The organism is Micromonospora violae, from assembly GCF_004217135.1.
Classification (GTDB): domain Bacteria; phylum Actinomycetota; class Actinomycetes; order Mycobacteriales; family Micromonosporaceae; genus Micromonospora; species Micromonospora violae.
In genome coordinates this window covers 5,109,421-5,134,149 of the sequence record NZ_SHKK01000001.1, presented here as the reverse complement: position 1 = coordinate 5,134,149, position 24,729 = coordinate 5,109,421, and the positions used below count along the sequence as shown (strand labels likewise).

Annotated in this window: 31 protein-coding genes; 21 read left to right on the top strand and 10 right to left on the bottom strand. The window is 71.9% G+C overall.

Going from position 1 to position 24,729, the window contains the following annotated elements:
* From mshD to EV382_RS22990, 3 genes are all read right to left on the bottom strand, one after another.
* Complete coding sequence (gene mshD, locus EV382_RS23000; protein ID WP_130405055.1) at window positions 1-927, bottom strand: mycothiol synthase; 927 nt, start codon at window positions 925-927, stop codon at window positions 1-3.
* Between the two features lie 55 nt (window positions 928-982).
* Window positions 983-1,852 (bottom strand): polysaccharide deacetylase family protein, encoded by an 870-nt coding sequence (locus EV382_RS22995; protein ID WP_130405053.1) that lies wholly within the window; start codon window positions 1,850-1,852, stop codon window positions 983-985.
* A gap of 154 nt (window positions 1,853-2,006) precedes the next feature.
* Complete coding sequence (locus EV382_RS22990; RefSeq protein ID WP_208758645.1) at window positions 2,007-2,726, bottom strand: winged helix-turn-helix transcriptional regulator; 720 nt, start codon at window positions 2,724-2,726, stop codon at window positions 2,007-2,009.
* Window positions 2,727-2,968: 242 nt separating this feature from the next.
* Here EV382_RS22990 and EV382_RS22985 point away from each other — a divergent pair, with 242 nt between their 5' ends.
* The 7 genes from EV382_RS22985 to EV382_RS22960 all read left to right on the top strand — a co-directional run bounded on the left by EV382_RS22985 (window position 2,969) and on the right by EV382_RS22960 (window position 8,067).
* Entirely contained in the window at window positions 2,969-4,027 is a 1,059-nt protein-coding gene (locus EV382_RS22985) for a hypothetical protein (protein WP_130405049.1), read from the top strand.
* A gap of 105 nt (window positions 4,028-4,132) precedes the next feature.
* A complete protein-coding gene (locus tag EV382_RS22980; protein WP_130405047.1) occupies window positions 4,133-4,921 on the top strand; it encodes an LmeA family phospholipid-binding protein in 789 nt (262 codons plus the stop codon).
* A 105-nt stretch (window positions 4,922-5,026) separates the two neighbouring features.
* Window positions 5,027-5,104 (top strand): Ms5788A family Cys-rich leader peptide, encoded by a 78-nt coding sequence (locus tag EV382_RS33995; protein WP_310503780.1) that lies wholly within the window; start codon window positions 5,027-5,029, stop codon window positions 5,102-5,104.
* Between the two features lie 206 nt (window positions 5,105-5,310).
* Window positions 5,311-6,159 carry a sulfurtransferase gene (locus EV382_RS22975; protein WP_130405045.1) on the top strand — a complete coding sequence of 283 codons (849 nt, stop codon included), beginning with the start codon at window positions 5,311-5,313 and terminating at the stop codon, window positions 6,157-6,159.
* 2 nt (window positions 6,160-6,161) lie between these two features.
* The gene (locus EV382_RS22970) at window positions 6,162-6,482 is read left to right on the top strand and encodes a DUF1416 domain-containing protein (RefSeq protein ID WP_130405043.1); all 321 of its coding nucleotides are present in this window, start codon (window positions 6,162-6,164) and stop codon (window positions 6,480-6,482) included.
* Between the two features lie 196 nt (window positions 6,483-6,678).
* Window positions 6,679-7,131 carry a winged helix-turn-helix domain-containing protein gene (locus tag EV382_RS22965; RefSeq protein ID WP_244236986.1) on the top strand — a complete coding sequence of 151 codons (453 nt, stop codon included), beginning with the start codon at window positions 6,679-6,681 and terminating at the stop codon, window positions 7,129-7,131.
* A gap of 72 nt (window positions 7,132-7,203) precedes the next feature.
* Window positions 7,204-8,067 carry a hypothetical protein gene (locus EV382_RS22960; RefSeq protein ID WP_130405039.1) on the top strand — a complete coding sequence of 288 codons (864 nt, stop codon included), beginning with the start codon at window positions 7,204-7,206 and terminating at the stop codon, window positions 8,065-8,067.
* Window positions 8,068-8,086: 19 nt separating this feature from the next.
* On the opposite strand, the gene EV382_RS22955 is transcribed toward EV382_RS22960, so the two are convergent.
* From EV382_RS22955 to EV382_RS22945, 3 genes are all read right to left on the bottom strand, one after another.
* A complete protein-coding gene (locus tag EV382_RS22955; RefSeq protein WP_130405037.1) occupies window positions 8,087-10,141 on the bottom strand; it encodes an amylo-alpha-1,6-glucosidase in 2,055 nt (684 codons plus the stop codon).
* A complete protein-coding gene (locus tag EV382_RS22950) occupies window positions 10,138-10,518 on the bottom strand; it encodes an SCP2 sterol-binding domain-containing protein (RefSeq protein WP_130405035.1) in 381 nt (126 codons plus the stop codon). The genes EV382_RS22955 and EV382_RS22950 overlap by 4 nt, the downstream gene beginning before the upstream one ends.
* Window positions 10,519-10,597: 79 nt before the next feature.
* A complete protein-coding gene (locus tag EV382_RS22945) occupies window positions 10,598-10,972 on the bottom strand; it encodes a DsrE family protein (protein WP_130405033.1) in 375 nt (124 codons plus the stop codon).
* A gap of 12 nt (window positions 10,973-10,984) precedes the next feature.
* Between EV382_RS22945 and mtfM the strand changes: the two genes are divergently transcribed.
* Window positions 10,985-11,089, top strand: a complete 105-nt coding sequence (gene mtfM / locus EV382_RS33845; RefSeq protein ID WP_279636498.1) for a small membrane protein MtfM — start codon at window positions 10,985-10,987, stop codon at window positions 11,087-11,089.
* 114 nt (window positions 11,090-11,203) lie between these two features.
* Window positions 11,204-11,791 (top strand): heme-binding beta-barrel domain-containing protein, encoded by a 588-nt coding sequence (locus EV382_RS22940; protein ID WP_130405031.1) that lies wholly within the window; start codon window positions 11,204-11,206, stop codon window positions 11,789-11,791.
* Between the two features lie 3 nt (window positions 11,792-11,794).
* On the opposite strand, the gene EV382_RS22935 is transcribed toward EV382_RS22940, so the two are convergent.
* A complete protein-coding gene (locus tag EV382_RS22935; protein WP_130405029.1) occupies window positions 11,795-12,676 on the bottom strand; it encodes an aminotransferase class IV in 882 nt (293 codons plus the stop codon).
* 93 nt (window positions 12,677-12,769) lie between these two features.
* Here EV382_RS22935 and EV382_RS22930 point away from each other — a divergent pair, with 93 nt between their 5' ends.
* The 4 genes from EV382_RS22930 to EV382_RS22915 all read left to right on the top strand — a co-directional run bounded on the left by EV382_RS22930 (window position 12,770) and on the right by EV382_RS22915 (window position 16,188).
* On the top strand, window positions 12,770-13,174 hold the full coding sequence (locus EV382_RS22930; RefSeq protein WP_130409112.1) for a Fur family transcriptional regulator: 405 nt from the start codon (window positions 12,770-12,772) through the stop codon (window positions 13,172-13,174).
* Window positions 13,171-14,283 (top strand): CAF17-like 4Fe-4S cluster assembly/insertion protein YgfZ, encoded by a 1,113-nt coding sequence (ygfZ, locus tag EV382_RS22925; protein ID WP_130405027.1) that lies wholly within the window; start codon window positions 13,171-13,173, stop codon window positions 14,281-14,283. Before EV382_RS22930 ends, ygfZ begins: the two co-directional genes overlap by 4 nt.
* A 23-nt stretch (window positions 14,284-14,306) precedes the next feature.
* The gene (locus tag EV382_RS22920; protein WP_130405025.1) at window positions 14,307-15,134 is read left to right on the top strand and encodes a beta-keto acid cleavage family enzyme; all 828 of its coding nucleotides are present in this window, start codon (window positions 14,307-14,309) and stop codon (window positions 15,132-15,134) included.
* Between the two features lie 94 nt (window positions 15,135-15,228).
* Window positions 15,229-16,188, top strand: coding sequence for an asparaginase (locus EV382_RS22915; protein WP_130405023.1), 960 nt, complete (start codon window positions 15,229-15,231; stop codon window positions 16,186-16,188).
* Between the two features lie 3 nt (window positions 16,189-16,191).
* Here EV382_RS22915 and EV382_RS22910 read toward each other — a convergent pair whose 3' ends face one another.
* Window positions 16,192-16,989 carry an alpha/beta fold hydrolase gene (locus EV382_RS22910; RefSeq protein ID WP_130405021.1) on the bottom strand — a complete coding sequence of 266 codons (798 nt, stop codon included), beginning with the start codon at window positions 16,987-16,989 and terminating at the stop codon, window positions 16,192-16,194.
* A gap of 112 nt (window positions 16,990-17,101) precedes the next feature.
* On the opposite strand from EV382_RS22910, the gene EV382_RS22905 reads away from it, so the two are divergent.
* The 6 genes from EV382_RS22905 (at window position 17,102) to EV382_RS22880 (ending at window position 21,319) form a co-directional block, all read left to right on the top strand.
* Window positions 17,102-17,701 carry a helix-turn-helix domain-containing protein gene (locus EV382_RS22905; RefSeq protein ID WP_130405019.1) on the top strand — a complete coding sequence of 200 codons (600 nt, stop codon included), beginning with the start codon at window positions 17,102-17,104 and terminating at the stop codon, window positions 17,699-17,701.
* The gene (locus EV382_RS22900; RefSeq protein ID WP_130405017.1) at window positions 17,698-18,330 is read left to right on the top strand and encodes a hypothetical protein; all 633 of its coding nucleotides are present in this window, start codon (window positions 17,698-17,700) and stop codon (window positions 18,328-18,330) included. Before EV382_RS22905 ends, EV382_RS22900 begins: the two co-directional genes overlap by 4 nt.
* Before the next feature lie 71 nt (window positions 18,331-18,401).
* Window positions 18,402-18,716, top strand: a complete 315-nt coding sequence (locus EV382_RS22895) for a DUF2516 family protein (RefSeq protein WP_130405015.1) — start codon at window positions 18,402-18,404, stop codon at window positions 18,714-18,716.
* The gene (locus EV382_RS22890) at window positions 18,713-19,600 is read left to right on the top strand and encodes an alpha/beta fold hydrolase (protein ID WP_130405013.1); all 888 of its coding nucleotides are present in this window, start codon (window positions 18,713-18,715) and stop codon (window positions 19,598-19,600) included. The genes EV382_RS22895 and EV382_RS22890 overlap by 4 nt, the downstream gene beginning before the upstream one ends.
* An 11-nt stretch (window positions 19,601-19,611) precedes the next feature.
* On the top strand, window positions 19,612-20,349 hold the full coding sequence (locus tag EV382_RS22885) for an alanyl-tRNA editing protein (protein WP_130405011.1): 738 nt from the start codon (window positions 19,612-19,614) through the stop codon (window positions 20,347-20,349).
* Between the two features lie 55 nt (window positions 20,350-20,404).
* Window positions 20,405-21,319, top strand: coding sequence for an SDR family oxidoreductase (locus tag EV382_RS22880; protein ID WP_130405009.1), 915 nt, complete (start codon window positions 20,405-20,407; stop codon window positions 21,317-21,319).
* On the opposite strand, the gene EV382_RS22875 is transcribed toward EV382_RS22880, so the two are convergent.
* Window positions 21,310-22,278, bottom strand: coding sequence for a helix-turn-helix transcriptional regulator (locus tag EV382_RS22875; protein ID WP_130405007.1), 969 nt, complete (start codon window positions 22,276-22,278; stop codon window positions 21,310-21,312). The genes EV382_RS22880 and EV382_RS22875 overlap by 10 nt on opposite strands.
* Window positions 22,279-22,346: 68 nt before the next feature.
* On the opposite strand from EV382_RS22875, the gene EV382_RS22870 reads away from it, so the two are divergent.
* Together EV382_RS22870 and EV382_RS22865 are read left to right on the top strand one after the other, a co-directional pair.
* Window positions 22,347-23,177, top strand: a complete 831-nt coding sequence (locus EV382_RS22870; protein ID WP_130405005.1) for an EI24 domain-containing protein — start codon at window positions 22,347-22,349, stop codon at window positions 23,175-23,177.
* A gap of 2 nt (window positions 23,178-23,179) precedes the next feature.
* On the top strand, window positions 23,180-23,704 hold the full coding sequence (locus EV382_RS22865; RefSeq protein WP_130405003.1) for an O-acetyl-ADP-ribose deacetylase: 525 nt from the start codon (window positions 23,180-23,182) through the stop codon (window positions 23,702-23,704).
* A 199-nt stretch (window positions 23,705-23,903) separates the two neighbouring features.
* Here EV382_RS22865 and EV382_RS22860 read toward each other — a convergent pair whose 3' ends face one another.
* Entirely contained in the window at window positions 23,904-24,635 is a 732-nt protein-coding gene (locus tag EV382_RS22860) for a helix-turn-helix domain-containing protein (protein WP_244236790.1), read from the bottom strand.
* Window positions 24,636-24,729 lie beyond the last annotated feature (94 nt).

Sequence of the window (24,729 nt, the reverse complement as noted above, 5' to 3'; positions counted from 1 at the left end):
TCAACCCAGGTGGTAGTTGATGTGCGCGGACCAGCGGGCGAAGCCCAGCCGCTCGTAGAGCGCGACCGCCCCGGTGTTCGAGTCGTCCACGTAGAGCATCACCCGGTCCAGACCGCGCTTGTCCCGTAGATGTGCCAGTCCAGCGGTGGTCAGGGCCCGCCCGAGCCCGCCACCGTGCGCGGTCGGCTCCACCCCCAGGACGTACACCTCGCCGATCCGGGCCGACCCCGGCCGCTCGTGCACCTTGGTCCAGTGGAAACCGAGCAGCCGGCCGGTCGCGGTCTCCTCGGCGAGCAGGAACCCCGCCGGGTCGAACCACGGCTCGGCGAGACGGACCCGCAGGTCGTCCGACGTCCACCGACCCTGTTCGGGGTGCTCGGCGAAGGCCCGGGCGTTGAGGGCCAGCCAGGCCGCGTCGTCCGCCCCGGGCCGGAACGCGCGCAGCGCCACCCCGTCGGGCAGGCGCGGCTCGCCCAGCGGGGCAGCCAACGGCCGGCGCAACTGCCAGAGCACCCGGGCGCGGGTGAAGCCGAGGTCGACGGCGAGCGCGGCGGCCGAGGGGTGGTCGCCGTGCGCCCACGCCCGCAGCGGCCCGGTGGCCGAGGCGAGTACGCCCCGGGCGAGCGCCCGCCCAGTGCCCCGTCGTCGGTACCCGGGGTGCACCACCAGCTCGACTCCGATTCCGCCGACCGGGTCGGTGGTGTCCAGGTGCGCGTACCCGGTGAGGGTGCCATCGTCGGAGCGGGCCATCAGGTGCACGGCGGGGGCGTCGGGGTCGCGGAGCCGGAGCAGGACGTGTTCGTCGAGCGGGTCGGCGCCGTCCGTGTCACCCGCGGCGCTGGCCAGGGCCAGTACGTCGGCGATCTCCGCCGACGCCAGTCGGTCGCTCCGGGTCACCTGGTCGCTGGTCGGCTCCGCGCTGCTCATTCCGCCACCGTATCCGCTGCGTGTCGGGACGCCGGGATCGTCACCGTAAAGCCGCTCACGTCGGGTCGGTGGGGAGTGCCTCCAGCTCGAACCGGGCGGTCAGGTCGGGCAGGATCCGGCGCAGCGCCTCCACCGTGCCCTGTCGGTTCCCACCCGCGTCGTGCAGCAGCACCACCGAGCCCGGTTCCGCCTGGTCCAACACCGTCGCGGTGATCTTGCCGGCGCCGGGCACATCCCAGTCCGACGGATCCACCGACCAGTGCAGCGGGGTCATGCCGAGCTGCCGCGCCACCGACACCACCGGGTACGTCCAGGCCCCACCCGGCTGGCGGTACCAGACGATCGGGGCGTTCGGCACCGCCGCCCGGATCGCCGCGTTGGTGCGCAGCAGGTCGGAGCGGATTGCGTCGGCCGATCGGGTGCCCAGGCCGACGTCGTGATGCCAGGAGTGGTTGCAGAGGGTGTGCCCGGCATCCACGATCGACTGGATCAGGTCGGGATGGTTCTGCGCGTTCTCGCCGACCACGCAGAAGGTGGCTCGTACGTCGTACTCGTTCAGGAGGGCGAGGACCTGCGGGGTGTAACGCGGGTCCGGTCCGTCGTCGAAGGTCAGCGCGAGCCGCGGGGTGCCGGTGGTGGCGTGCGCGCCGAACAGCTTGTCGCCCCCGGCGTCCCGCCCGGACCCGTCCTGGCCGGTCTCGACCGGGCCGGCGTTGCTGCTGGCACTCGGGGTGCCGCCCGGCTCGGCAAGGCTCGGTTGGTCGGCGTAGTGCGGCCCGTCGGCGTTCGTGGTGACACCGGGGGTGTCCCGAGGCTGCTGGTCGGGGATGAGGCTGCGGCCCAGCACGTACGCCGAGCCGAGCAGCCCCACCACCACCAGTGTCACGATCCCCGCGGCCCGCGCGGTGGAACTGACCCGCGTCACGACGTCCGCCCGGCTCGCCGGTCACGCCGGCCCGTCGCCCCCGTGTGCAGTGCGCGCACCGTCGCCCCTTTCTCCGACAAACCCGGCAGTCAGAATAGAGCCGCCAAGCTGCGCAAAAAGGGCATATGGGAAATCGCTCGGAGCGATGGGCGGATCAGACCGGCAGCGGCGCGTGCTCCGCCTCGGAAAGCGACCGCGACGGCGGTACGACGAACTTGTAGCCGACCTGGCGGACCGTGCCGATCATCGACTCGTACTCCGAGCCGAGCTTGGCGCGCAGTCGCCGGACGTGCACGTCCACCGTGCGGGTGCCGCCGAAGTAGTCGTAGCCCCAGACCTCGCGCAGGAGCTGGTCGCGGGTGAACACCCGACCCGGGTGCTGGGCCAGGAACTTCAGCAGCTCGAACTCCTTGTAGGTGAGGTCGAGCGGACGGCCCTTCAGTTTGGCCGCGTACGTGTCCGGGTCGATGGTCAGCTCGCCAGCCCGGATCGAGCCACCCGCACCGGCGGTCGCGTTGCTGAGCCGGCCCACCGCCAGCCGCAGCCGGGCCTCGACCTCGGCGGGGCCGGCTGAGGCGAGGATGACGTCGTCGACGCCCCAGTCGGCGTTGAGCGCGATCAGCCCGGCCTCGGTCACCACCGCGACCAGCGGCACGCCGAGCCCGGTGGCGTGCAACATCCGACAGGTCGCCCGGGCCTCGCTCAACTCCGATCGGGCGTCCACCATCACCGCGTCCGGGCTGGGGCCCGCGACGAGGGTGCGAACGTCGCGCGGCGCGGTGCGGACCGAGTGCGGCAGCAGGTCGAGTGCCGGCAGCACAGCCGACGGTTCCCCTGCGCGCGCGGTCACCAGCAGCAGGATCTCCACGATCACCTCCGTCCCGGCGGCGTGAGGCCGCACGCGACCAGTCGCACTCATCGAGGAGTGCGCTGAGAAATTGCGTGGTCCCGGCGTCGCTGACGGGGCGGGTAACGCGTTGAGCGTAACCGATCGCCTCGGCCGCGCCGTCAGGCCATTTCCCGTTTGTCTATCTTGCCCCTGATCGTGGCATGGTTTTTAACGTCGCTGAAACCCTTGACCACCGCGTCGGGCGGTCGGTCTGGCACGATCGGGTCGTGTTTCCCTCCACCTCGCCCGAGGCCGGCCGCGAATCGTGGCCCAGCGGGCCCCAGCCGGGTCCGGCCGCCGCACCGACGCGCGGCCAACCGCCCGCGCCGCGTACCGGTCCGGCCACCGTCGATGGCGATCGCCGCGAACGGGGCGGGCCTCGCCGGGCCCGTCGCGCCGGCGAACCGGCCCGCCGATCCGAAGACGAGATCGACGAGCCGGACGAGGAGGTCATCGCCCCGGTCGAGGTGCACCGCCAGCTGGCGCTGACCATCGCCGGCTTCGCCGCGCTGCTCGGCGTCGGTCTGGTGCTCGCCGCGCAGACGTCCGGCCCCGGTCACCGGCTGCCGTTCGCCTTCATCATCTTCGGCGTCCAACTGCTGTTCGTGCTCGCCTGGACGATGGCCATGCGTCCGCCCGCGTTGCTGGTGGTCGCCGGGATCAGCGCCGCCGTCGCGGCGCTGGTCGACATCGCCGCGGTGCAGACCGACGTCGCCGGCCTGGCGCCGCTGGGTTACCTGGCCGCCGGCGGGTTCCTCGCCGCCGTGCTCGGCCAGCTGGTTCGCCGGGTCGACCGGGTTCGGGTCACCGATTCCCTCGGCGCCACGCTGCTGATCGTCGTCGGGGTGGTGGCCTTCGGCACCCTGATCGTGCTCAGCCGGATTCCGGCCGGCACCCAGGCGATCACCGTCTGCCTGACCGCGAGCGGTGTCGCGCTCACCGTCGCCCGACTCACCGACGCCGTGCTGCCCTGGCCCCGGCTCGCCCCGCAGGTGCCCCGGGGCGCCGCCGGCGTGGTGGGTGGCGCGATGGTCGGCACGCTGACCAGCGCCCTGCTCGGCAGCTACCTGGTGGCGCCCTTCACGCCGACCCGGGCCGCCGTGATCGGCCTGGTCGCGGCGGTCACCGCCGTCCTCGCCGACCTCGCCGTGGGGTACGCGGAGGCGGGCCGGCTGATGGCCGGTGAACCGCCCACCATGTGGGTGGCCCGGCACATGCAGGGTCCGCTCGGCGGATTCGCCCTGGCGGCACCCGCCGCGTACGCCATGTGCATGCTCTTCCTCTGACGCCACGGTTGAGCGCGGAGCCGGTCGGGTACCTACAGAGTCGCCGCCCTGCGGCGTCGGTACGAACGACCCGTCGCGGTGCGGCGGGCGGAGACAGGAGGCGGCGTGGCGCAGGACTATCCGGTGCACGAGGCGCGACCCCGGCGGCGTGGCCGCAAGCTGCTCATCGGGCTGTTCGTTCTGCTCCTGCTGCTGGCGGGGTTGCTGGTGGTCGCCGATCGGGTGGCGGTCGGGGTCGCCGAGCGGATGATCGCCGACCGCGTGCATCAGGAAATCACCAAGCAGGGTGCGCAGTCCGCCGCGCCTGATGTGGAGGTGGGCGGAACTCCGTTCCTCACCCAGGTGCTGGATGGCCGTTACCAGCGGATCACCATCAACCTGCGGGACGTGCAGGCCTCGGTCGCGGGCGACGCCGTCCGGCTGCCGGTGCTCGACGTGACCGCCCGCAACGTGCGGGCCTCACTGGACACGCTGCGCAGCGGGCAGGGTGACGTCGTGGCGGACACCGTCAACGGCGCCGGCACGATCAGCTACGAGAGCCTGGCCGCGCTGCTGAACCGCCCGGGGCTGACGCTCGGCGAGCAGAACGGCAAGCTCACCGTCACGGCCCCGGCGGACATCCTCGGTCAGAAGCTCACCATCAGCGGCACCGCCGACGTCACCGTCGCCGACAACGGCGCGGTCGCCCTACGCTTCAACGACCTGGACGCCGCGGGTCTGCCGAACCTGCCGCTGGCCCGCGCCTTCCTGAGCAACTACGCCAAGAGCATCTCCATCGACGTGCCCCTCCCGGAGTTGCCGTTCCAGCTCGCGGTCCGGGAGGTCCGTCCACTGCCGGAAGGGCTGGCGGTCACCGCCGACGCGAAGAACGTGCCGATCAACTCCGTTGGCTGACTCCGCAGGCGCGGTGGGACGCCGACATCCCCGGCGGCCCTGGCGATTCCCGGATGGTGGTCGGCTGAGTGGCAGCACGGTCACTGGCTGGTAGGCTCCGTGCCCATGGGGACCCACCTCACCAAACGGCGCGCGGTCGACCTGTGCCGCGTGGCCACCTGCCTGTGTCGCCCCGTCATCTGACGGCGGGGCTGTCTCCGGCCGCCTGACGGCGGCCACCGGCACAGGGTTCTCGCACCCTCCGGTTATCCCACCGAACGCCCGGCAGCGGCGCCGTCGCACGAACCCGTGATCCCGTCCTTCCGCTGGGTCCCGCGCGTGGTGCGACAGAGATACCCATCGATTCACGCGCGTTGGCTCACCATCCATCCTCACCAGGGAGTGATTCGATGAGTCGCGACACCGCACTCGTTTCGGCCGAGTGGGCCGAGAAGAACCTCGACGCCCCGGGCGTCGTCTTCGTCGAGGTCGACGAGGACACCTCGGCCTACGACACCGGCCACATCGCCGGTGCCATCAAGATTGACTGGAAGACCGACCTTCAGGACCAGGTCCGCCGGGACTTCGTCAACAAGACGCAGTTCGAGGCGCTGCTCTCCGAGCGGGGCATCAGCAACGACGACACCGTCATCCTGTACGGCGGCAACAACAACTGGTTCGCCGCGTACGCCTACTGGTACTTCAAGCTCTACGGTCACCGCGACGTGAAGCTGCTCGACGGCGGCCGCAAGAAGTGGGAGCTGGACGCCCGTCCGCTCGTCACCGACGCGGTGTCCCGCCCGGCGACGCAGTACGTCGCGCAGGAGCCGGACACCTCCATCCGGGCCTTCCGGGACGAGGTCGTCGCCGCGATCGGCACCAAGAACCTGGTCGACGTGCGCAGCCCCGACGAGTTCGCCGGTCGCCTGCTCGCCCCCGCCCACCTGCCGCAGGAGCAGGCGCAGCGGGCCGGCCACATCCCCACCGCGATCAGCGTGCCGTGGTCCAAGGCGGCCAACGAGGACGGCACCTTCCGGTCCGACGACGACCTGCGCAAGATCTACGGCGACGCGGGGCTCGACGACAGCAAGGAGACCATCGCCTACTGCCGGATCGGTGAGCGCTCGTCGCACACCTGGTTCGTGCTCCAGGAGCTGCTGGGCCACCGCAACGTCAAGAACTACGACGGCTCGTGGACCGAGTACGGCTCGCTGGTCGGTGTGCCGGTCGCGCTCGGCGACGAACCGGGGGAGGCGTGATCATGACACTTCCCATCGCTGCGGGTTGTGCCGCACCCGACCAGGCCGCGCCGCTGCCGGCCAGCCTGGATCTGGAGAAGGAAACCGTCATCACCGGCATCGTCCGCTCCGCCGAGGCCGAGCCGGTGCCGGGCGCGTACGTCCGGCTGCTCGACTCGACCGGTGAGTTCACCGCCGAGGTGGTCACCTCGGCCGCCGGGCAGTTCCGGTTCTTCGCCGCGCCGGGCTCGTGGACGCTGCGGGCGCTGTCCCGGCACGGCAACGGCGACACCGCGGTCACGGCCGGCCGAGGTGTCAACGAGGTTGCTGTCACCGTCGCCTGACCCACCGCTCTGATCGACCGGGGCCGGTCACCCTGCCGGGTGGCTGGCCCCGGTCGTTTCCCCGCCCGCCGACGCGCCGCGACGGGTGCCGAAATCCATCGGCATGCGTCACTATCTACGGGTGGAATTCAGGGATGAAAGTGGCGGGTCCGACGAAGTGGTCCCCATCGTCCTCTGCGTCGGCGCGAACGCGTCGATGCGGGAGCGGGTACTGAGCCAACTCGACGGGCTCACCCCGGTGCTCAGCTGCGCCGACCTGGCCGAGCTGCGCGAGCTGCTGTCGTCGCCGACCGGCCGGGCGCCGGCCGATCCCTCCGGCCGTCCGCACGCCGGGGCGCAGGGCCCGGTCGAGTGGGGTGAGCTGGTCGTCGACCGGACCGGACACCGGGTCACCTGGCGCGGCGACCCGCTCCCGCTGACCCCCACCGAACGGGAACTGCTCGCCCTGCTCATCAGCCCACCACTGGTGGTGCGCAGCTACGAACAGCTCTGCGCCGCCGCCCCCGAGGCCGTGGACATCGCCGCGTTGCGGACCACAGTCAAACGGCTCCGCCGCAGGCTGCGGGGCCTGCCCGGCGGGCCGCAGGTGCACACCGTACGAGGGATCGGCTATCGACTCGACCCGCCGCCTCGGCGCAACGGCCGCTGACCCGCGGTTCGCCCCGCCCCGCCGACCGCCTCCGCCGCCGGCCCGCCGGCGGGCGCGTGACACCATGGCCGGGTGAGCGGTGCTGTCCAGACGGGTTCGGCCTCTTCGACCGGAGCCGCCGCGCCGGCACCGACCCGGCCGCGGCGACGGTGGCTGCTGGCCGTGACCGTGGCCTGGGCCGTGTTGCTGGCCGGGCTCACCTGGTTGTCGGTGCGGAACGACCCGCCGACCGTCCGCGAACAGCGTTCCCTCGATCAGGCCGGGCCGGTCGTCGACCGGGCGGTCGGTGAGTTGGCGCGCGCGGCCGGTGCGGCCAATCTGCTGGAGCTGAGCCCGGCACGAATCTCGTCCGGCTGCCGCGTCACCCCGTTCGCCGACGGGGCGAGGCTGCGACGCGAGGTCGTTGTGCTCGGGGCCACCGGCGACGAGCGGGCCGTGCTGGCCGGCATCGCCGATCGGCTGCCGGCGAGCTGGCGGGCCGGGGTCGGGCCCGGGGTGGACGGCCCCGAACTGCGCGCCGACGCCGGAGAATTCGTGGCCGTCGAGGGGCGGCCGACCGTCGACGGCCGGGTGCGCCTGGTCGTCGACACGGGCTGCCGGCCGATCGGCACCGGCTACATCCCGGCCCTGGTCACCTCTGATGGGCCGGAGACCGCCGCGCTGACCGCCGCGCGGCAAGCACTTCACCAGCCCGGTGACGCCGTGCCGGAGCTGGTCATCGCGCCCTGCCCGGGCGGCGGGCTCGCCCGCACCGCATGGTCCGCGACCGGTCCCGGCCCGGCGGCCTCCACGACCGCCCTCGCCGCACTGGCCGGCAATGCCCCCCTGCTGGACCAACCCCCGGTGTACGCGTACCGCAGTGGCGCCGTCACGGTGCTGGCCGAGCTCGGCGCGGACGCCACCCGACTGGCCGCCACCGTCGGCTGCCCGGACTGAGCCGCGCGACCCGCCCGGGTCAACCGTTGCCCGGCTGATCCTCCGGGTCACGGCTGCGGCCCAACGCGTCGACCGTGCCCCACCGGCCGGGGATGTCCAGCAGCTCGAGCCGACCCATCCCCGGTGGCACAGCCGGGTCGATGATCAGGTGCTCGCCCTGCGGCTCCAACCCCAGCATCACCCGCAACAGCAGCAGGGGGGTGCCGGTCGACCAGGCCTGCGGGCTGCATGCGGTCGGGTACTCGACCGGGTAGTCGGTGAGGTCCCGGGCGTAGCCGGCGAACGCCTCCGGCAGCCGCCCCTCGAAGTACCGCGACGCCGCCAGCATCCGCTCGCAGATCAACCCGGCCTCCTCCCGGAAGCCGTACCGCCACAACCCCCACGCGATGATCGAATTGTCGAACGGCCAGACCGTTCCCACGTGGTAGCCGATCGGGTTGTACCGTCCCTCGTCGGCGGCGAGCGTCCGCACCCCCCAGCCGGAGAAGAGCCGCGGCCCGAGCAGGTGCTCGACCACCTTGCCGGCGCGCGACTCGTCCACGATGCCGCTCCACAGCAGGTGCCCGATGTTCGAGGTCAGCGCGTCCACCTGCCGGCCGTCGGCGTCCAGCGCGAGCGCGTAGTGCCCCCGGTCGGAGATCCAGAAGTCGCGGTCGAACCGCTGTTTCAGGTCGGCGGCCTGGCGCTCCAACTCGTCGGCGAACTCCGGATCGTTCCAGAAGTTCCGGGCCAGTCGGGCGGCCCGGATCTTCGCGTCGTACGCGTAACCCTGCAACTCGCAGGTGGCCCGGGGAAAGCCCGGCAGCTCGCCGTCGGCGTACGAGATGGCGTCCCAGGAATCCTTCCAGCACTGGTTCTGCAGACCGGTCTCCGGGTTGCGGGTCTGGTACCAGAGGTAGCCGGTGCCGAGCAGGTCACCGTAGGTGTCGATCCACTCCAACGCCTTGCGGACCTGCGACTCCAGCCGACGGACGAGCGCGGCGTCGCCGGTCCACCGCTCGTACTCGTCGATCAGGATGATGAACAGGGGTGTCGAGTCGGCCGACCCGTAGTAGGGCGAGTGTGGCTGCTCCTCGAAGCCGGCGGTCTCCCCGTACCGCAGCTCGTGCAGGATCTTGCCGGGTTCCTCGTCCCGGAAGTCGTCCACCCGCTGTCCCTGTAGTCCGGCGAGCATCAGGATGGTCGGCGGGACCAGCTCCGGCAGGAACGGCAGCACCTGCAACGAGGTGATGATGCTGTCCCGGCCGAACAGGGTCATGAACCAGGGCAGACCCGCCGCGATCAGCCGTACGCCCAGGGCGATCGACTCGTAGCGCAGTGCGGCCAGGTCGTTGAGACTGCGCCGGTACGCCCCGGCCAGCGGTTCGCAGTCGCAGCCGAGCTTCGGCGCCCGGTCGATCAGTTCCTGCTGCTCGGCCCGGATGGCGTCCGCGCTGCGGCTGCCGCCGTACGGCAGGGTGGCCCGGATGTCCTCGCCACGGGCACCGAAGACGACGCTGGACACGTGCAGCCGGGTGGTCCACGTGCCGTTGCGGGCTATCCGGACCCGGAAGGTCATCCCGGTGTCGTCGACCTGTGCCGGCTCGGTGGTGCTGACCACCGTCTCCCGGTGGAACGCCTCCCGCCGGTAGGACAACCGCAGCTCGTTCTCCCCGACCGTGATGGTGGTCCGGCCCCGCTTCTGCCGGGCGTTCTTGATCTCGAACAGGTCGGCGAAGTCGGCCGCCATCTCTATCCGGAGAGTGCACTCGACCTCCGCGCCGAGGTGGTTCAGCACGGTCAGCTCCTCCTCGAAGCTACCCACGATCTCCCGGCTGCGGATCACCGACGCCTTGGCGTCCAGATAGTGCGTGGGTTCCCCAGGGGCCAGGAAGAACTTGGTGCGGTACGACTCGGAATCGTCGACGGAGAGGGCGTGCAGCCGTTCACCGTCCAGGGTGAGCACCCAGGTGGACAGAAAGCGGGTATCGAAGGAGAACAGCCCGGTGGGGAAGTCGTAGGACGGCTCGATGTCCCCACGCCGGTCGCTGACCAGGAAGGTGTTGCCGTCCAGAATGCTGACGAGTTGTCTCACCGGAGTCGCCCAGTTGCCCGACGGGCGGTTTCGCGCGGGTCGCGGGTGCCGGGCGGGTCCGGGAAGAAGCGGCGGAAGGCGAGGAAGAGCACCACGTTCCCGCTGAACGTGCTCTCGTTGCGCAGCACCGCCGCGACGCCCTGGGCCTCACCGGTGATCAGTCGGTCGAAGAGGGCGGCGCTGCTGTACCAGATGGCGTCGGCCGGGCCACGTTCACGGCTGACCTGCACCGAACCGGGCCGCATCCGGACCAGCCAGTGTTCGCTCCGGTGGTCGTCGGTGAGGTCGATTTGGAGCGTGCCGTCGGCCAGGCCACCCAGGACCTCGGGGGCGCGCGACGGCAGTGCCTCGAAGAATTTCTCCGCCGCCTCGGTCACATCCGAATCGTAGGCAGCCGTCCGAGATGTCGGGTCGGTATCGGCACTCCGCCCGAATCGACCCGGTGCCGTTGTGCGGTCAGTACACGAGTGCCTGCGCGCCCTCGGCTACCGCCTCCTCGACGAAGACCGCGGCACCGGCGATCCGCACCCCGGGGAGTACGTCGTCCGGGCCGATCCCCCGCCGGGCCGCGCACTGCGTGCAGGCGGTCACCCGACCGGTGGTCAGGATGGTGTGCAGCAACTCGGCCAGCGGCGCGGAGTGCGGCAGCTCGAACTGCTGGGCACGACCGGGCAGCGCGAACCAGGTTGACTCACCGGTCAGCCAGAGCGAGACGTCCACCCCGGCCGCGACCGCCGTCGCGGCGACGGTGAATGCCTGCGCGCACCGCTCCGGGGCGTCCGCCCCCGCGGTGGCCTTGACGACGAGAGTGCGGGCCATGTGGCCCAGCATAGGATGGTCGGGATGGTTACCGAGATCGGGTTTGTCAGCCTGCTGGTCGCTGGCCTGGGCGGGCTCGCCGGTGGCCTGGTCTACGTTGCCGTACGCATTTCGAGAGGACGCTGGTGAGCGCGAGGAGTGAGCCGGGGTTGCGAGCCCCGCAGTCGCGAACGAAGGTGGCCCAGTGAGCGCGAGGAGTGAGCCGGGGTTGCGAGCCCCGCAGTCGCGAACGAAGGTGGCCCAGTGAGCGAGAACCCGCTGCAGCCGCCGTGGCTGAACGCGCCGCCGGTCGAGGAGTACCCGTTCGAGGAGAGCCACGACCTGCGGGTCGGGCCGAAGCTGCACCCCGCGCTGGATGCCCTGCTGCCGTACATCGGCCTGTGGCGCGGTCGGGGCAAGGGCGGCTTCCCCACGATCGAGGACTTCGACTACGCGCAGGAGATTCGGATCAGCCACGACGGCCGGCCGTTCCTGCACTACGAGTCGCGCGCCTGGATCCTGGACGAGCAGAGCAAGCCGGTCCGTCCGGCCGGTCGTGAGGTCGGCTGGTGGCGGCCGGTGCTGGTGGACGGGCGGGCGACCGACGAGCTGGAGGCGCTGCTGACCACCCCGTCCGGGGTGATGGAGCTGCACCTGGGCAAGCGCACCGGCACGCAGGTCGAGTTCGCCACCGATGCGGTCGTCCGGACTCCGACCGCCAAGGAGGTCACCGGCGGGCACCGGCTCTTCGGCATCGTCGAGGGCGCGTTGCTCTACGCCCAGGAGATGGCGGCCATGGGGCACGGGCTCAGCCCGCACCTCTCCGCCCGACTCGTCCGGGTCGGCGGCTGACGCTCAGTCGACGGGGAAGCCCAGCACGGCGTGCAGGGCGGGGGTGCGCGGGCAGTGGTCCCGACGCACCCCGTCGAGCTTCCGGACCTCGGCGAGCCCGCGGATGGACGAGCTGAACCACACCCCGTCGGCGTCGTGCAGCTCGGCGGGTGTGACCAGCCGTTCGGCGGCGTCCAGGCCGAGTTCACCGGCGTGATCGAGCAGCCAGGCCACGGTGGTGCCGGGCAGGATGCCGGTGCTGGCGGCCGGCACCGTGCAGAGCGTGTCGTCGGTGAGCCACACCACGTTGGCGGTGGGGCCCTCCAGCGCGTACCCGTCGGAGGAGACCCAGAGCACGTCGTCCACGCCGGCTTGGTGGGCCCAGCGGCGGGCGGCGCTGTTGACAGCGAATGAGGTGGACTTGATCCCCGTCGGCAGCCAGCTCAGCCCGTTGCGGGCGGCGGCGGGCAGCCCGAGCGGCAGGGCGGCCACGTCGATTCCGTCCCGCCGGGCGGCCCGGGAGGACGCCGGCACCTCGGCCAGCGTGGCGTAGACCGTGGGCGGGCCGCCGGCCGCCGGGCCTCGCGTGCAGACCAGCCGGAGCGCCCCCTCCACCGGCGCTGGCCAGCCTGTCCGTACCTCGTCCAGCAGGTCGATCAGCGCGTCGGTGGGGGGCAGGCTCAGGTCGACGGCGGTGGCCGCCGCGGCCAGGCGGGCCAGGTGTTCGTCGCGCAGCCACGGCTGGCCGTCGCGCAGGTGCATGGTTTCGAAGAGGCCGTCGCCGTGCAGCACCCCGAGGTCGTCACCGCGGAGCACCGGCTCGTCGGGCGGCACCAGGCCGCGCCCCAGAACGGCGATCCGCGCGGTCGCGTCGGTCGCGTTCGTCCCGACCGACGACCTCACCATGACCGTCGAGCGTAGCGGTGATCGATCGCGGTGCGGGGAACAGCCCGTGGGCCGAACTATGATCGGACGGTGTCCGAATCCTCCCTCGCGGAAATGCTGCGGGCCCGTGGGCTGCGGCTGACGCCCCAGCGGCAGCTCGTCCTCCAGGCGGTGCTCGATCTGAGTCACGCCACACCGGAGCAGGTGCACACCGCGGTCCGGGAGGTCGCCGCCGGCGTCAACATCACCACCATCTACCGCACGCTGGAGCTGCTGGAACGGCTCGGTCTGGTTACCCACACCCACCTGTCGCACGGCTCACCGACCTATCACGCCGCCGGTGAGCACCAACACGTCCATCTGGTCTGCCGGGAGTGCGGCGCGATCGACGAGATCGAACCGGAGCTGCTCCGTCCCCTCGCCGACCAGTTGGCCGCGCAGCGCGGGTTCCGGGTGGACATCGGGCACGTGTCACTCTTCGGCGTCTGCGTACGCTGCGAGAACGGGGACGAAAAATGATCGACATCGCGGGTGCGGTGGCCGTCGAGAGCATCGACGAGGCCAGCCGTGACCAGCCGGATCCGGCGCATGTCGCGGTCGGCGTGCGGGGGGTGGCCGCGCACTACGGCGACCCGCTGCGGGAGCAGCGCACCCTCGACACCGCTGTCGGTCTGGTCGACCGGTCGCATCGGGGGGTCATCGCGGTGCCCGGCGAGGAACGGGCCGGCTGGCTGCACACGATCACCTCGCAGCACCTGAGCACGCTCTCGGCGGGTGAGGGCACCGAGTTGCTGGTGCTGTCACCACACGGCCACGTCGAGCAGCACGCCATGGTCGCCGAGGACGGCGAGACCGCCTGGCTGGACACCGAGCCGGGGGCGACCGAGGGCCTGCTGGGCTACCTGGAGAAGATGCGGTTCTTCAGCAAGGTCGAACCACGCGACGCCACGGCTGAGCGGGCCCTGTTGTCGCTGGTCGGGCCGGCGGCCACGGAGGCGCTCGGCACGCTCGGCGTGACCGGGCTCGCCGCGCCGGACGTGGTCGAGGTGCCGGGTCCGAGGTTCCCGCACGGTGCCGTACCACCCCGGGCGAGCGTTCGGTACGACGTACGGCCGCTGCCGATCGGCGGCTGGGCTCGACGTGGTCCGCTCGGGGTGGACCTGCTGGTACCCCGCTCGGCGATGGACCAGGTGGTGGCGGAGCTGCGCGGCGCAGGTGTGCCGGTCGCGGGGCTCTGGGCGTACGAGGCGATCCGGGTGGCCGCCCGGCAGCCCCGCGTCGGGGTGGACACCGACCACCGGACCATTCCGGCCGAGGTCGACCTGATCGCCCCGGCGGTGCACCTGGACAAGGGCTGCTACCGGGGGCAGGAGACGGTGGCGCGGGTGCACAACCTGGGCCGGCCGCCGCGTCGCCTCGTACTGCTGCACCTGGACGGGGTGACCACCGATCAGCCGCCGGCGGCCGGTACGCCGGTGACCCTCGACGGCCGGGCGGTCGGCTTCGTCGGCACCGCCGTGCTGCATCACGAGCTGGGCCAGGTCGCCCTGGCGGTGCTGAAGCGGAACGTCCCGGATGACGCCGCGTTGCTGATCGGCGAGACCGCGGCGGCGATCGACCCGTCCTGACCGGGACGTCTAGGATCGCCGGCATGACGACAGGGACGTTGATCACGGTGGCCCCGACCGGCGCTGAGTCGGCCAAGGCGGAGGTGCCGGCGCTGCCGGTGACCCTCGACGAGTTGCTGCTCACCGCCAAGGAGTGCGAGGCGCTCGGCGCCGCCGTGATCCACGTCCACATCCGGGACGACGAGGCCCGGCCGACGCTCGACCCGGTGCGTCTGGCCGACACGGTGGCGGCGCTGCGGGAGAGCACCGACCTGATCGTGCAGCTCTCCTCCGGCGGCGCGGTGACCGACCCGGAGGCCGCCCGGCTCGCCGTGCTCGACGCCCGTCCGGACATGGCCTCCTGCACCATGGGCACTGTCAACTTCGGCGACGACGTCTTCCTTAACCGCTGGGAGTTCATCGTCGACCTGCACACCCGGATGCAGGAACGCGGGATCGTGCCGGAGTACGAGATCTTCGACCTCGGCCACCTGTCCGCGTTGCAGCGGTTGCTCGGCAAGTACGGGCTGCCGGCCGGTGGGCACGTGCACGTCGACTTCGTGATGGGTGTGCCGGGCGGTATGCCGGGCACCACCGAGACGCTCGTCGCGGCCCACCGGATGCTGCGGGACCTGCCGGAGGGCACCACGTTCTCGGCCACCGGCGTCGGCCGGAGCACGATCCCGGTGCTGCTGGCCTCGCTGTCGGCCGGCGGGCACCTGCGGGTCGGCATGGAGGACACCGTGACGTACGCGAAGGGCCGCCCGGTGGAGTCCAACATGCAGTTGGTCGCCCGCGCGGTGGGTTTCGCCCAGCTCGCTCAGCGCCCGCCATTGACCACGACCGAGGCCCGCGAGCTGCTCGGGCTGTAAGGCCGGGTCTGTCCCGCGCCCCTGTCACCCGGGCGGTGGACCTGCTGGTCACCCCGCCGTCGGGCACCCCCGGACCGTCGGTACCGTCCAGCGCGTGACGAAGACGTACGAGGGCGGCGCGCCGCTCGCCGAGGTGGTCCGGTCCGGGTTCGTGGAGGGTGCGCACCGGGGCTCGGTGGTGGTGTTGGACGCGGCCGGGGTCGCGGTGGCGTCCGCCGGGGACGTGACCTCGCCGGTCTTCCCCCGCTCGGCCAGCAAGCCGATGCAGGCCATCGGGATGCTGCGGGCCGGCCTGGCCCTGACCGACCCGGCCGACGTGGCGCTGGTCTCGGCGAGCCACGCGGGTGAGGAGTTCCACCTGGCCCGGGTCGGTGCGCTGCTGGAGCGCGCCGGGCTCGACGCGTCGGCGCTGCACTGTCCGCCGGATCTGCCGGTGGGCGCCGCGGCCCGGGAGGCGGTGCTGCGTGCCGGCGGCGGCCCGAGCAGGGTGCAGATGAACTGCTCCGGCAAGCACAGCGGGATGTTGCTGACCTGCGAGGCCGCCGGTTGGTCGCGGGAGGGCTACTGGCGGCCGGAGCATCCGCTCCAGCAGCGGTTGCGGGCCGCGATCGAGGAGTTCACCGGCGAGCAGGCGGCGGCGGTGGGTGTCGACGGCTGTGGTGCCCCGGTGCTCGCGGTGTCACTGACCGGCCTGGCCGGGGCGTACCTGCGGCTGGTCGACGCCGAGCCCGGCTCGGTGCCGCGCAGGGTGGCCGACGCGATGCGGGCGTACCCCGAGATCGTGGGTGGCACCCGGGCCGACGACACCCGGCTGATGCGTGGTGTTCCGGGGCTGCTGGCCAAGGTCGGCGCGGAGGGCGTGATCGCGGTGGCGCTGCCGGGCGTCGGCGCCGTCGCTCTGAAGATCGACGACGGCGCCGACCGGGCCCGGATGCCGGTGCTGGTCTCCGCGTTGCGCCGGCTCGGTGTGGACGCCCCGGTGCTGACCGAGTACGCCGAGGTGCCGCTCTTCGGCGGCGGGGTACCGGTCGGGGCGGTCCGCCCGCTCTGGTGAGGGTCAGCGCAGGAAGTCGAGCAGCGCGGCGTTGATCGCCTCCGGACGCTCCAGCGGCAGCAGGTGCGCGGCGTTCGGCACGTCGGGCAGTCGTACTGCGCCGGGGACCTCGGCGGCGATCCGGTCGGCGAGCCGACTGATGTCCGGCACGTCCGCGGCGCCGGCGGTGACCAGGATGGGGACCTTCAGCTCCCCGAGGCGGCCGATCGCCGGGGGCGTCAGCTCTCCCACCTCGACCGCACCGAGCGCCAGCTCGGCGGCGAGGGCCCGCCGGTCCATCTCCTCCGCGAACGCGATCAGCTCGGGGTCGACGTCCTCTGGCTGGCGTCCCGGGCCGACCACCCAGAACCGCACCTCACCGGCCGCGGCGGCGGCGAAGTCGTCGGGGTCGACCTCTCCGACCAGGCCGTCCCAGAGGTCGTTCGCCTCGTCGGACCACTCGTTGCCGGAGACCGCGCTGTCGAAGAGCGCGAGCGCGCTCACCCGGTCGGGGTGGGCCAGCGCGGTGTCGATGGCGACCGCTCCGCCGAAGGAGCAGCCGACCAGGGCGGCCTGGGGCAGGTCGAGGGCGTCCAGCAGCCCGGCCACGTCGTCGTGGTGCGCGAACGGGGCCGGGGGGAGTTCCGAGTCGCCGTAGCCGCGCAGGTCCGGGACGATCACCCGGTGCCGGGCGGCGAGCGCGGACACCTGGCCCCGCCACATCCGCCGGTCGGCGATGCCGGCGTGCAACAGGACGACGGGCGAACCGGTGCCGGCCTCGTCGTACGCGATGCTTGTTCCATTGACTGTGATCTTGTGCACGAACGGACCGTACGGATGTGCAGCGCGGCGCGCAAACGGAACGCTGAGACCTTGCTAACTATGGTTAGCGTTTTGCTTGCAGGAGCTAGCGCAAGCGATTAGCGTCGCTGCCATGGCCACACCCAAGGACCTTCCCGACGTCGGCGGGTTCATCCGCGATCTGCGGCGCAACGCCAAGATCTCGCTACGGCAGCTCGCCGAGCAGGCCGGGGTCAGCAACCCCTACCTCAGCCAGATCGAGCGGGGTCTGCGCAAACCCAGCGCCGAGGTGCTCCAGCAACTGGCGAGCGCCCTGCGGGTCTCCACGCCGGCGATGTACCTGCGCGCCGGTCTGCTCGACGACAAGGAAGGCCACGGGGTGCTCGCCGCCATCGCCGTGGACGCCGACCTGACGATGGCGCAGAAGCAGTCGCTCAGCCAGATCTACGAGACGTTCCGCCGGGAGAACACCCGGCTGGCCGAGGCGCAGGCCGAAGCCGAGGCGGCCCAGGCCGAAGCCGGCGCAGCTCAGGCCACCGACCAGCCCGCCAGCCAGGCCGCCGACCTGGCCAATGTGGCCGCCACCGGCCCCACCACCGTGGGCGGCACCCCGACCGAGGCCGTGCTCGAGTCGGTCGCCGTCACCGAGGCGGGCACCGCCCCCGCTCCGGGCAGCACCACCATCCCCCAGAAGAAGAAGGCCGCCGAGGCGGCCGAAGAGGAGACGTCATGAGCGAGCCGAAGACCAACCGCATCCCCGCCCCGATCTACGCCGCCGCCGGTGCCGGTGAGCTGGCCATCGAGCAGCTGCGCAAGCTGCCGGCCGTGGTCGGCGTCCTCAGCACCCGGGTCGTCGCCGACCTGGGTGGTCGGGCCGTGCTGACCGGCTTCGAGCTGAAGCAGAAGGCCACCGAGACGCTGCGGACCGCCAACGAGACCGCCGACCTGGCGAAGCTGCGCGAGGTGGCCGACATCGACAAGCTGCGGGCCGCCGCGACCCGTAACGCCGCCTTGGTGGTCGCGGGCGCCCAGGTCGCCCAGGAGCGCGCGTTCGCTGCGTACGGCGCGCTGGTCGCGCGGGGCGAGCGGGTCGTCGGTGCCGGCGTGCTGGAGGCCGCCGACACGGTCAACGCCGACATCGAGGCCACCGAGGCCGTGACGCCGGCTGCCACCACCACCCCGACCGCCCCGGCCGTGGCCCCCGCCGACGCGCCGACCCCGGCCGACGTGGCCGAGATCGCCGAGGCCAAGCCGGCCGCGGTCAAGAAGGTCGCCCGCGCGCCGAAGGCCGCCAAGTCGGCCGAAACCCCGTCGGCGAAGCTTCCCCGGGCCACCAAGCGGACCCGTCCGGCCGCCGAGTAGCCCGTGGTGTCGGCGACCCCGGCGGCGTCCTTGTCGGACGTAGCCGGGGTCGTGGACATAAACTTGCCGACATGGCCAACGCCGCGCCGATCTTCGCGTTCGAAGTCCGCTACGTGATCGAGCTGATTCTGCTCGTCTTCGCGCTGATCATCCAGGGTGTCGCGCTGGTGCACGCCGTCACGCAGCGCTCCGACGCCTTCCCCGCCATCGGCACGCTGCCCAAGGGCGGCTGGATCGCCATCCTGGCGGTCTGCCTCGTGCTCACCCTGCTCGGCTTCGGGCCGATCAGCCTCTTCGGACTGGTCGGCATCGCCGCCGGTCTGATCTACCTGCTCGACGTCCGGGTCGGTCTGCGCGACCTGAGCGACGGTAAAGGGTTCTGGTGAGAGGTTTTCGCTGGCCGCCCCCACCCGACAGTGGGCCCCGCACCTGGGGGCCCGGGCCGGGCGGGCCGCGTACCGGCCGGCCGGCACTGCCGGAGCCGGAGACCGAGATGGTCACCACCCCACACGGCGTCCGGCTGGAACGGCTGGTCACCGGCACCGGTGACCCGGTCACCGTGTTCGCGCACGGGCTGGGCAACGGCATCGCGACCACCCGTCCGTTCGGCAGTGGGGTGAACGGGCGCAAGGTGTTCTTCCAGTTCCGCGGGCACGGGCGTTCCGAAGCCCCGGACGGGCCGTGGGACTACCTCGACCTGGCCCGGGATCTGCGGGCGGTCGCCGACCTGGCAGGCGCCAGCCGGGCGTTCGGCGCGAGCCTCGGCGCGGGTGCTCTCTGCCGACTCCTCGCGGAGAGCCCGGAGCGCTTCGACAAGCTGGTCTTCTTCCTGCCGGCGGTCCTCGACGAGCCACGCGGGCCGCTCGCCTGGGAACGCATCACCGACCTGCTGGAGGCGGTGGAGAGCGGCGACGCCTCGGCGGTCGCCGACATCGTCACGTTGGAGTTGCCCCCGGCGGTGCGCAACACCCCGGCCGGCTGGGCCTACCTGCGGCAACGGCTCGATCAACTGCTCCGCGACGGTCTGGCCGACGGTCTGGCCACGCTCGCCGACCAGACACCGCTGCGCCAGATCGGTGACCTGACGGCGGTCACCGCACCGGCGTTGGTGATCGGTTGCGTGGGCGACGACCTGCACCCGGTCGAGGTCGCCGAGCGGCTCGCCGTCGCGCTGCCCCAGGCCACCCTGCACGTGTACGACCGGCCCGGCGTGCTCTGGTCGGAACGCGCCGATCTGCGGGACCGCATCTCGGGCTTCCTGAACGAGTAACCTGCCCTGTCATGGGCGTCACACAGCATGGCCGAACGCACCGGCTGGACCTTGCCGACCCGACCCTGCGCGAGTGGACCTGCACGGTCCTGCACGCCGACGCGGAGCAGGGCATCGTGCTGGACCGTTCGGCGTTCTACCCGGGCGGCGGGGGTCAACCGCCCGACCACGGGGTGCTGCTCTGGCAGGGCGTGCAGACCCGAATCGTCGGCACCCGCAAGGGCGACGACCCCTACCTGATTCCGGCCGAGGGTGACCCGTTGCCGCCGGTCGGCACCGAAGTCGTCGGCGCGGTGGAGGACGAGCGCCGCACCCGGCTGATGCGTACCCACTCCGGGCTGCACGTGCTCTGTGGCGTGGTGTTCCGCGACTTCGGCGCGCTCGTCACCGGCGGGAACATGGAACCCGGCGAGGCCCGGATGGACTTCAACCTCCCCGAGGTGCCCCCGGACTTCAAGGCCCGCATCGAGGAGCTGGTCAACGCCGAGGTGGCCGCCGACCGCTCGGTCGCCACGCGAGTGCTGCCGCGCACCGAGGCGCTGGCCCTGCCGGACATCATCCGTACCCAGTCCAACCTCATCCCGGCGGACGAGCAGGAGGTCCGCATCGTCGACATCGTCGGGCTGGACGTGCAGGCCGACGGCGGCACCCACGTCGCCTCCACCGCCCAGATCGGCAAGGTGCAGGTGGTCAAGGTGGAGAGCAAGGGCCGGGCCAACCGGCGGGTCCGGGTCCGACTGGTGGATTAGGTCGAGTACCGAATTCGGACGTCGGTTGTCAGGTATTCCTGACACCGTCGCAGGCATGACACAACCACTAACCGGAAAGATCGCGCTCGTCGCCGGTGCCACCCGTGGTGCCGGACGGCAGATCGCCGTTCAGCTCGGCGCGGCCGGCGCCACGGTCTACGCCACCGGCCGCAGCACCCGGGCCGGCCGCTCCGAGATGGACCGACCGGAGACCATCGAGGAGACCGCTGAGCTGGTCAGCGCGGCCGGCGGCACCGGCATCGCCGTCCAGGTCGATCACCTGGTGCCCGAGCAGGTCCGCGACCTGGTCGCTCGGATCGACGCCGAGCAGGGCCAACTCGACGTGCTGGTGAACGACATCTGGGGCGGCGACCCGCTGGTCACCTGGGACAAGCCGGTCTGGGAGCAGCCGCTCGACGCCGGTTTCCGTACCCTGCGGCTGGCCGTCGACACGCACATCATCACCAGCCACTTCGCGCTGCCGCTGCTGATCCGCAAGCCCGGCGGACTGGTGGTGGAGATGGGCGACGGCACCAAGGCGTACAACGACGAGAACTACCGGCTGTCGGTCTTCTACGACCTGGCCAAGGTCTCGGTCAACCGGCTCGCCTTCAGTCAGGCGCACGAGCTGAAGCCGCACGGCGGCACGGCGGTGGCGCTCACCCCCGGCTGGATCCGGTCCGAGGCGATGCTGGAGCACTTCGGCGTGACCGAGGAGAACTGGCGTGACGGTGCCGCCACCGACCCGAACTTCCTCATCTCGGAGACCCCGGCCTTCGTCGGCCGGGCGGTGGCCGCGCTCGCCGCCGACGAGGACAAGGGCCGCTGGAGCGGCAGGTCCGTCGACGCGGGCAGCCTGTCCAAGGTGTACGGGTTCACCGACCTGGACGGCAGCCAACCCGAGGGATTCCGCTACATCACCGAGGTGGTCGACGCGGGCAAACCGGCGGACGTGACCGGCTACCGGTAGAGCGCACCGAGCCGGGCGGCTGCCTCGGCGAGGAGCGCCCGCAGCTCGGGCGGATCGAGAACCTCCACCTCGGGGCCGAGCCCCAGCAACTGGCGGTACGCCACCTGGGTCGACTCGACGGGCAGGCGGGCCACCACCCAGCCCTGCCCGTCGGGCTCGCTGGCGGCGGCAACCAGTTCGTCGTACACGAAGGGGGCATCGACCAGGTGTCGGAGCTGGCGCAGGCCGGCGGGGCTCAGCCGGACGGTGACCGCGGCCCGCAGCATCGTCCGCAGGAACGACCCGGCCTGCTCGCGCCAGTGCCCGGCCAGGTCGAAGCCCTCGTCGCGGTCGAAGTGCTCGTCACCCACCTCGACCCCGGTGACCCGGTCCACCCGGTAGGTGCGTACGTCGTCGCCGACCCGGGCGACCAGATACCAGACCCCGTTCTTGAGCACCAGGCCGTACGGCTCGACGTGGCGGGTCACCTCCCGGTCGCCGCGTCGGTAGCGCAGCTCCACCACCTGGTCCGCCCAGACCGCCCGCGCCAACTCGGGCAACCAGAGCGGTGGCGCGGCCTCGCGGAACCAGCCCGGCACGTCCAGGTGGAACCGCTGCCCGGCCCGGGCCGGCGCGTCGCGCAGGGCGGGTGGCAGTGCGGCGAGCACCTTCAGCTCGGCGGACGCGACCGCGTCGGCGAGCCCCATCTCGCCGGCCGGCCCGGGTAACCCGGCGAGGAAGAGCGCCTCCGCCTCGTCCCGGGTCAGCCCGGTCAGTCGGGTGCGGTAGCCGCCGAGCAGGCGGTAACCGCCGGCCCGACCCCGATCGGCGTAGACCGGCACCCCGGCCGCCGAGAGCGCCAGCACGTCCCGGTAGACGGTCCGCTCGGAGACCTCCAACTCCCGGGCCAGCTCGCTCGCGGTCATCGACCCGCGCGCCTGCAACAGCAACAGCAACGAGATCAGTCGGGACGCGCGCACCCGCCTATCCTGCCCGGCCCCGTCCGCCGTCCGGCGGAACCGATCACGGCTGGTTAGGCTGCTCGATCGTGGATGTCAGCAGAATCGCCAGCCCGGTGACCGGGGTCGTCGGACGCTTCCTCGCCGGGGCGGGGCTGCTCCTGCGCGGATTGGGCCTCTATGTCCGCAGCCCGGGGCTGATGCTGCTCGGCATCGTGCCGGCGCTGATCTCGGGCGTGCTCTTCCTGGCCGCGTTCGCCACGCTGGTGTACTTCGTGGACGACCTCGCCGCGCTGGTCACCCCGTTCGCCGACGACTGGTCGCGCACTGGCCGCAGCCTGGTCCGGGTGGCCGCCGGGCTGGCGTTCCTGGGGGTCGGCGGCCTGCTCGGCGTGCTCACCTTCACCGCGGTCACCCTGGTCATCGGTGACCCGTTCTACGAGAAGATCTCCGAGCAGGTCGAGCAGCGGTACGGCGGCACGCCGGGCGCGGTGGAGGTGCCCTTCTGGCCGTCGCTGCGCCGCAGCCTCGCCGACTCGGTACGCCTGGTGGCGCTCACGGCGCTGGTCGGCATCCCACTCTTCCTCGCCGGGTTCATCCCGGTGCTCGGCCAGACGGTCGTTCCGGTCATCGGGGCGGCGGTGGGCGGGTGGTTCCTGGCCGTGGAGCTGGTCGGCGCGCCGTTCTACCGACGCGGGATGCGGCTGCCGCAACGCCGGGCGATCCTCAAGGCGGACCGCCCCACCGCGCTCGGCTTCGGCGTGGCGGTCTTCCTCTGCTTCCTGATTCCGCTCGGCGCCGTACTGATCATGCCGGCCGCGGTCGCCGGTGCCGCCCTGCTGGCCCGCCGCTCGCTGGGCCAGCCGATCGACGGCCCGCTGTCCGCGCCGCCCGCCGGCCACCGCGTCGAGAGGAGCTAGCCGTGGAGATCACCCTGGTCGAGGGGGACATCACCACCCAGCGGGTGGACGCCATCGTGAACGCCGCGAACTCGTCCCTGCTCGGCGGCGGTGGGGTCGACGGTGCCATCCACCGCCGTGGCGGGCCGGCCATCCTGGCGGAGTGCCGGGCGCTGCGGGCGTCCCGCTACGGCAAGGGCCTGCCCACCGGCCAGGCGGTGGCGACGACGGCGGGGGAGTTGCCGGCCCGCTGGGTGATCCACACCGTGGGGCCGGTCTGGTCGGCCACCGAGGACCGGTCGGCGCTGCTGCGCGACTGCTACGCCAACAGTCTCGCGGTCGCCGACGAGCTGGGCGCGAGCACTGTGGCGTTTCCGCTGATCTCCGCCGGCATCTACGGCTGGCCGGTCGACGACGCGGTCCGGCAGGCGCTGTCGGTGTTGCGCTCGGCCACCCCGGCCAGCGTCACCGAGGCCCGCCTGGTGCTGTTCGGGGCGGACACCCACGCCACCGCCCGCCAGGTGATCGGGGAGCTGCCCTCCCTGTGATCACTTGCCTTCGCCTTGATCACTTGATGCTGCGTAGTCCAACACCCGCGCTGCCGCGTCGATCATGGAGTTGTGGTGGGTGACAAAGTGCCCGTGTAGCACCAAAACAGGCACCACAACTCCATGATCGACGAGCCTGGGCTGCGCCCGCGCAATCCCGGAATACCGGTCAGGTCATCGTGACTGCGGGACGGTGCGCCTACGCCGCCCGTGCGTCATCCCACAGGGACTCGAAGTGCTCCACGTAACGATCAAACGGACCGCCGGCTTCCCGGCGTCGGAAGTGCATCGTTACCGAGTCCTGCCCCAGCCCCGCGCCGATGTGCGTAGCCACAATCGCCTCGTCATCGAAGACCCAGACGGACATGGCAACGTGTCGTTCTGACATTCGGGCGGCAAGGGGTGCCGGAGACTTCGCGATCTCTGCCTGGGTCATGGCGATGCGGGTCGCGAGTGTCAGCGGAGTTGCCTCGATACGCTCTCGCGCCGTAGTGACCTCGCTGCCCGGATCGCCGAGGAGGAAACGCACGTCGGCGCCGTTCTGTGCCTTCGCGCTGAGCGTGGTGGCGGCGTTGGGAACCTCAAGCCATACGAAGTAACTCGTGTATCCGCCGAACCACAACCTGGTGCCCGCTTTGTCGATCAATTCGCGGAACAGTGAACGCGGAAGGTCGGATCGGCGCGCGTACATGCCGACCAACTCACGGTCTGAACCGACCTTGACAGCGCGGCGGACGACTTCGGGCCATAGCACCTCTACATCCTGACCCAACACCCCCGCAGCCCGCATCCGGGAGCGAGGGTGAGGAATGCGGCCCCTGCTGATCCACCGCTCAACCGTCTTCGGGTCCACCCCGCACTTCTCGGCGAGGTCAGCAACGGTCAGGCCCGTCGATCGTAGGGCGTGTCCGAGGGTGTCGTTTCGCGTCATCGTAAGGGGTCTTTCCTAGACGTCCCCGATGGTCGCACGCGGACGGTGCAGGCGTCCGATACGCGCTGAGACCGTGCAGTTGAGCAGTACCGCT

Coding starts and splice junctions, on each gene's coding strand:
- mtfM (WP_279636498.1), top strand. CDS start 10,985: ATGGTTACCGAGATCGGGTTTGTCAGCCTGCTGGTCGCTGGCCTGGGC.
- EV382_RS22860 (WP_244236790.1), bottom strand. CDS start 24,635: ATGACGCGAAACGACACCCTCGGACACGCCCTACGATCGACGGGCCTG.
- EV382_RS33995 (WP_310503780.1), top strand. CDS start 5,027: ATGGGGACCCACCTCACCAAACGGCGCGCGGTCGACCTGTGCCGCGTG.
- mshD (WP_130405055.1), bottom strand. CDS start 927: ATGAGCAGCGCGGAGCCGACCAGCGACCAGGTGACCCGGAGCGACCGA.
- EV382_RS22920 (WP_130405025.1), top strand. CDS start 14,307: ATGACGACAGGGACGTTGATCACGGTGGCCCCGACCGGCGCTGAGTCG.
- EV382_RS22965 (WP_244236986.1), top strand. CDS start 6,679: ATGCGGGAGCGGGTACTGAGCCAACTCGACGGGCTCACCCCGGTGCTC.
- EV382_RS22970 (WP_130405043.1), top strand. CDS start 6,162: ATGACACTTCCCATCGCTGCGGGTTGTGCCGCACCCGACCAGGCCGCG.
- EV382_RS22975 (WP_130405045.1), top strand. CDS start 5,311: ATGAGTCGCGACACCGCACTCGTTTCGGCCGAGTGGGCCGAGAAGAAC.
- EV382_RS22930 (WP_130409112.1), top strand. CDS start 12,770: ATGCTGCGGGCCCGTGGGCTGCGGCTGACGCCCCAGCGGCAGCTCGTC.
- EV382_RS22905 (WP_130405019.1), top strand. CDS start 17,102: ATGGCCACACCCAAGGACCTTCCCGACGTCGGCGGGTTCATCCGCGAT.
- EV382_RS22895 (WP_130405015.1), top strand. CDS start 18,402: ATGGCCAACGCCGCGCCGATCTTCGCGTTCGAAGTCCGCTACGTGATC.
- EV382_RS22880 (WP_130405009.1), top strand. CDS start 20,405: ATGACACAACCACTAACCGGAAAGATCGCGCTCGTCGCCGGTGCCACC.
- ygfZ (WP_130405027.1), top strand. CDS start 13,171: ATGATCGACATCGCGGGTGCGGTGGCCGTCGAGAGCATCGACGAGGCC.
- EV382_RS22900 (WP_130405017.1), top strand. CDS start 17,698: ATGAGCGAGCCGAAGACCAACCGCATCCCCGCCCCGATCTACGCCGCC.
- EV382_RS22935 (WP_130405029.1), bottom strand. CDS start 12,676: ATGGTGAGGTCGTCGGTCGGGACGAACGCGACCGACGCGACCGCGCGG.
- EV382_RS22885 (WP_130405011.1), top strand. CDS start 19,612: ATGGGCGTCACACAGCATGGCCGAACGCACCGGCTGGACCTTGCCGAC.
- EV382_RS22945 (WP_130405033.1), bottom strand. CDS start 10,972: ATGCTGGGCCACATGGCCCGCACTCTCGTCGTCAAGGCCACCGCGGGG.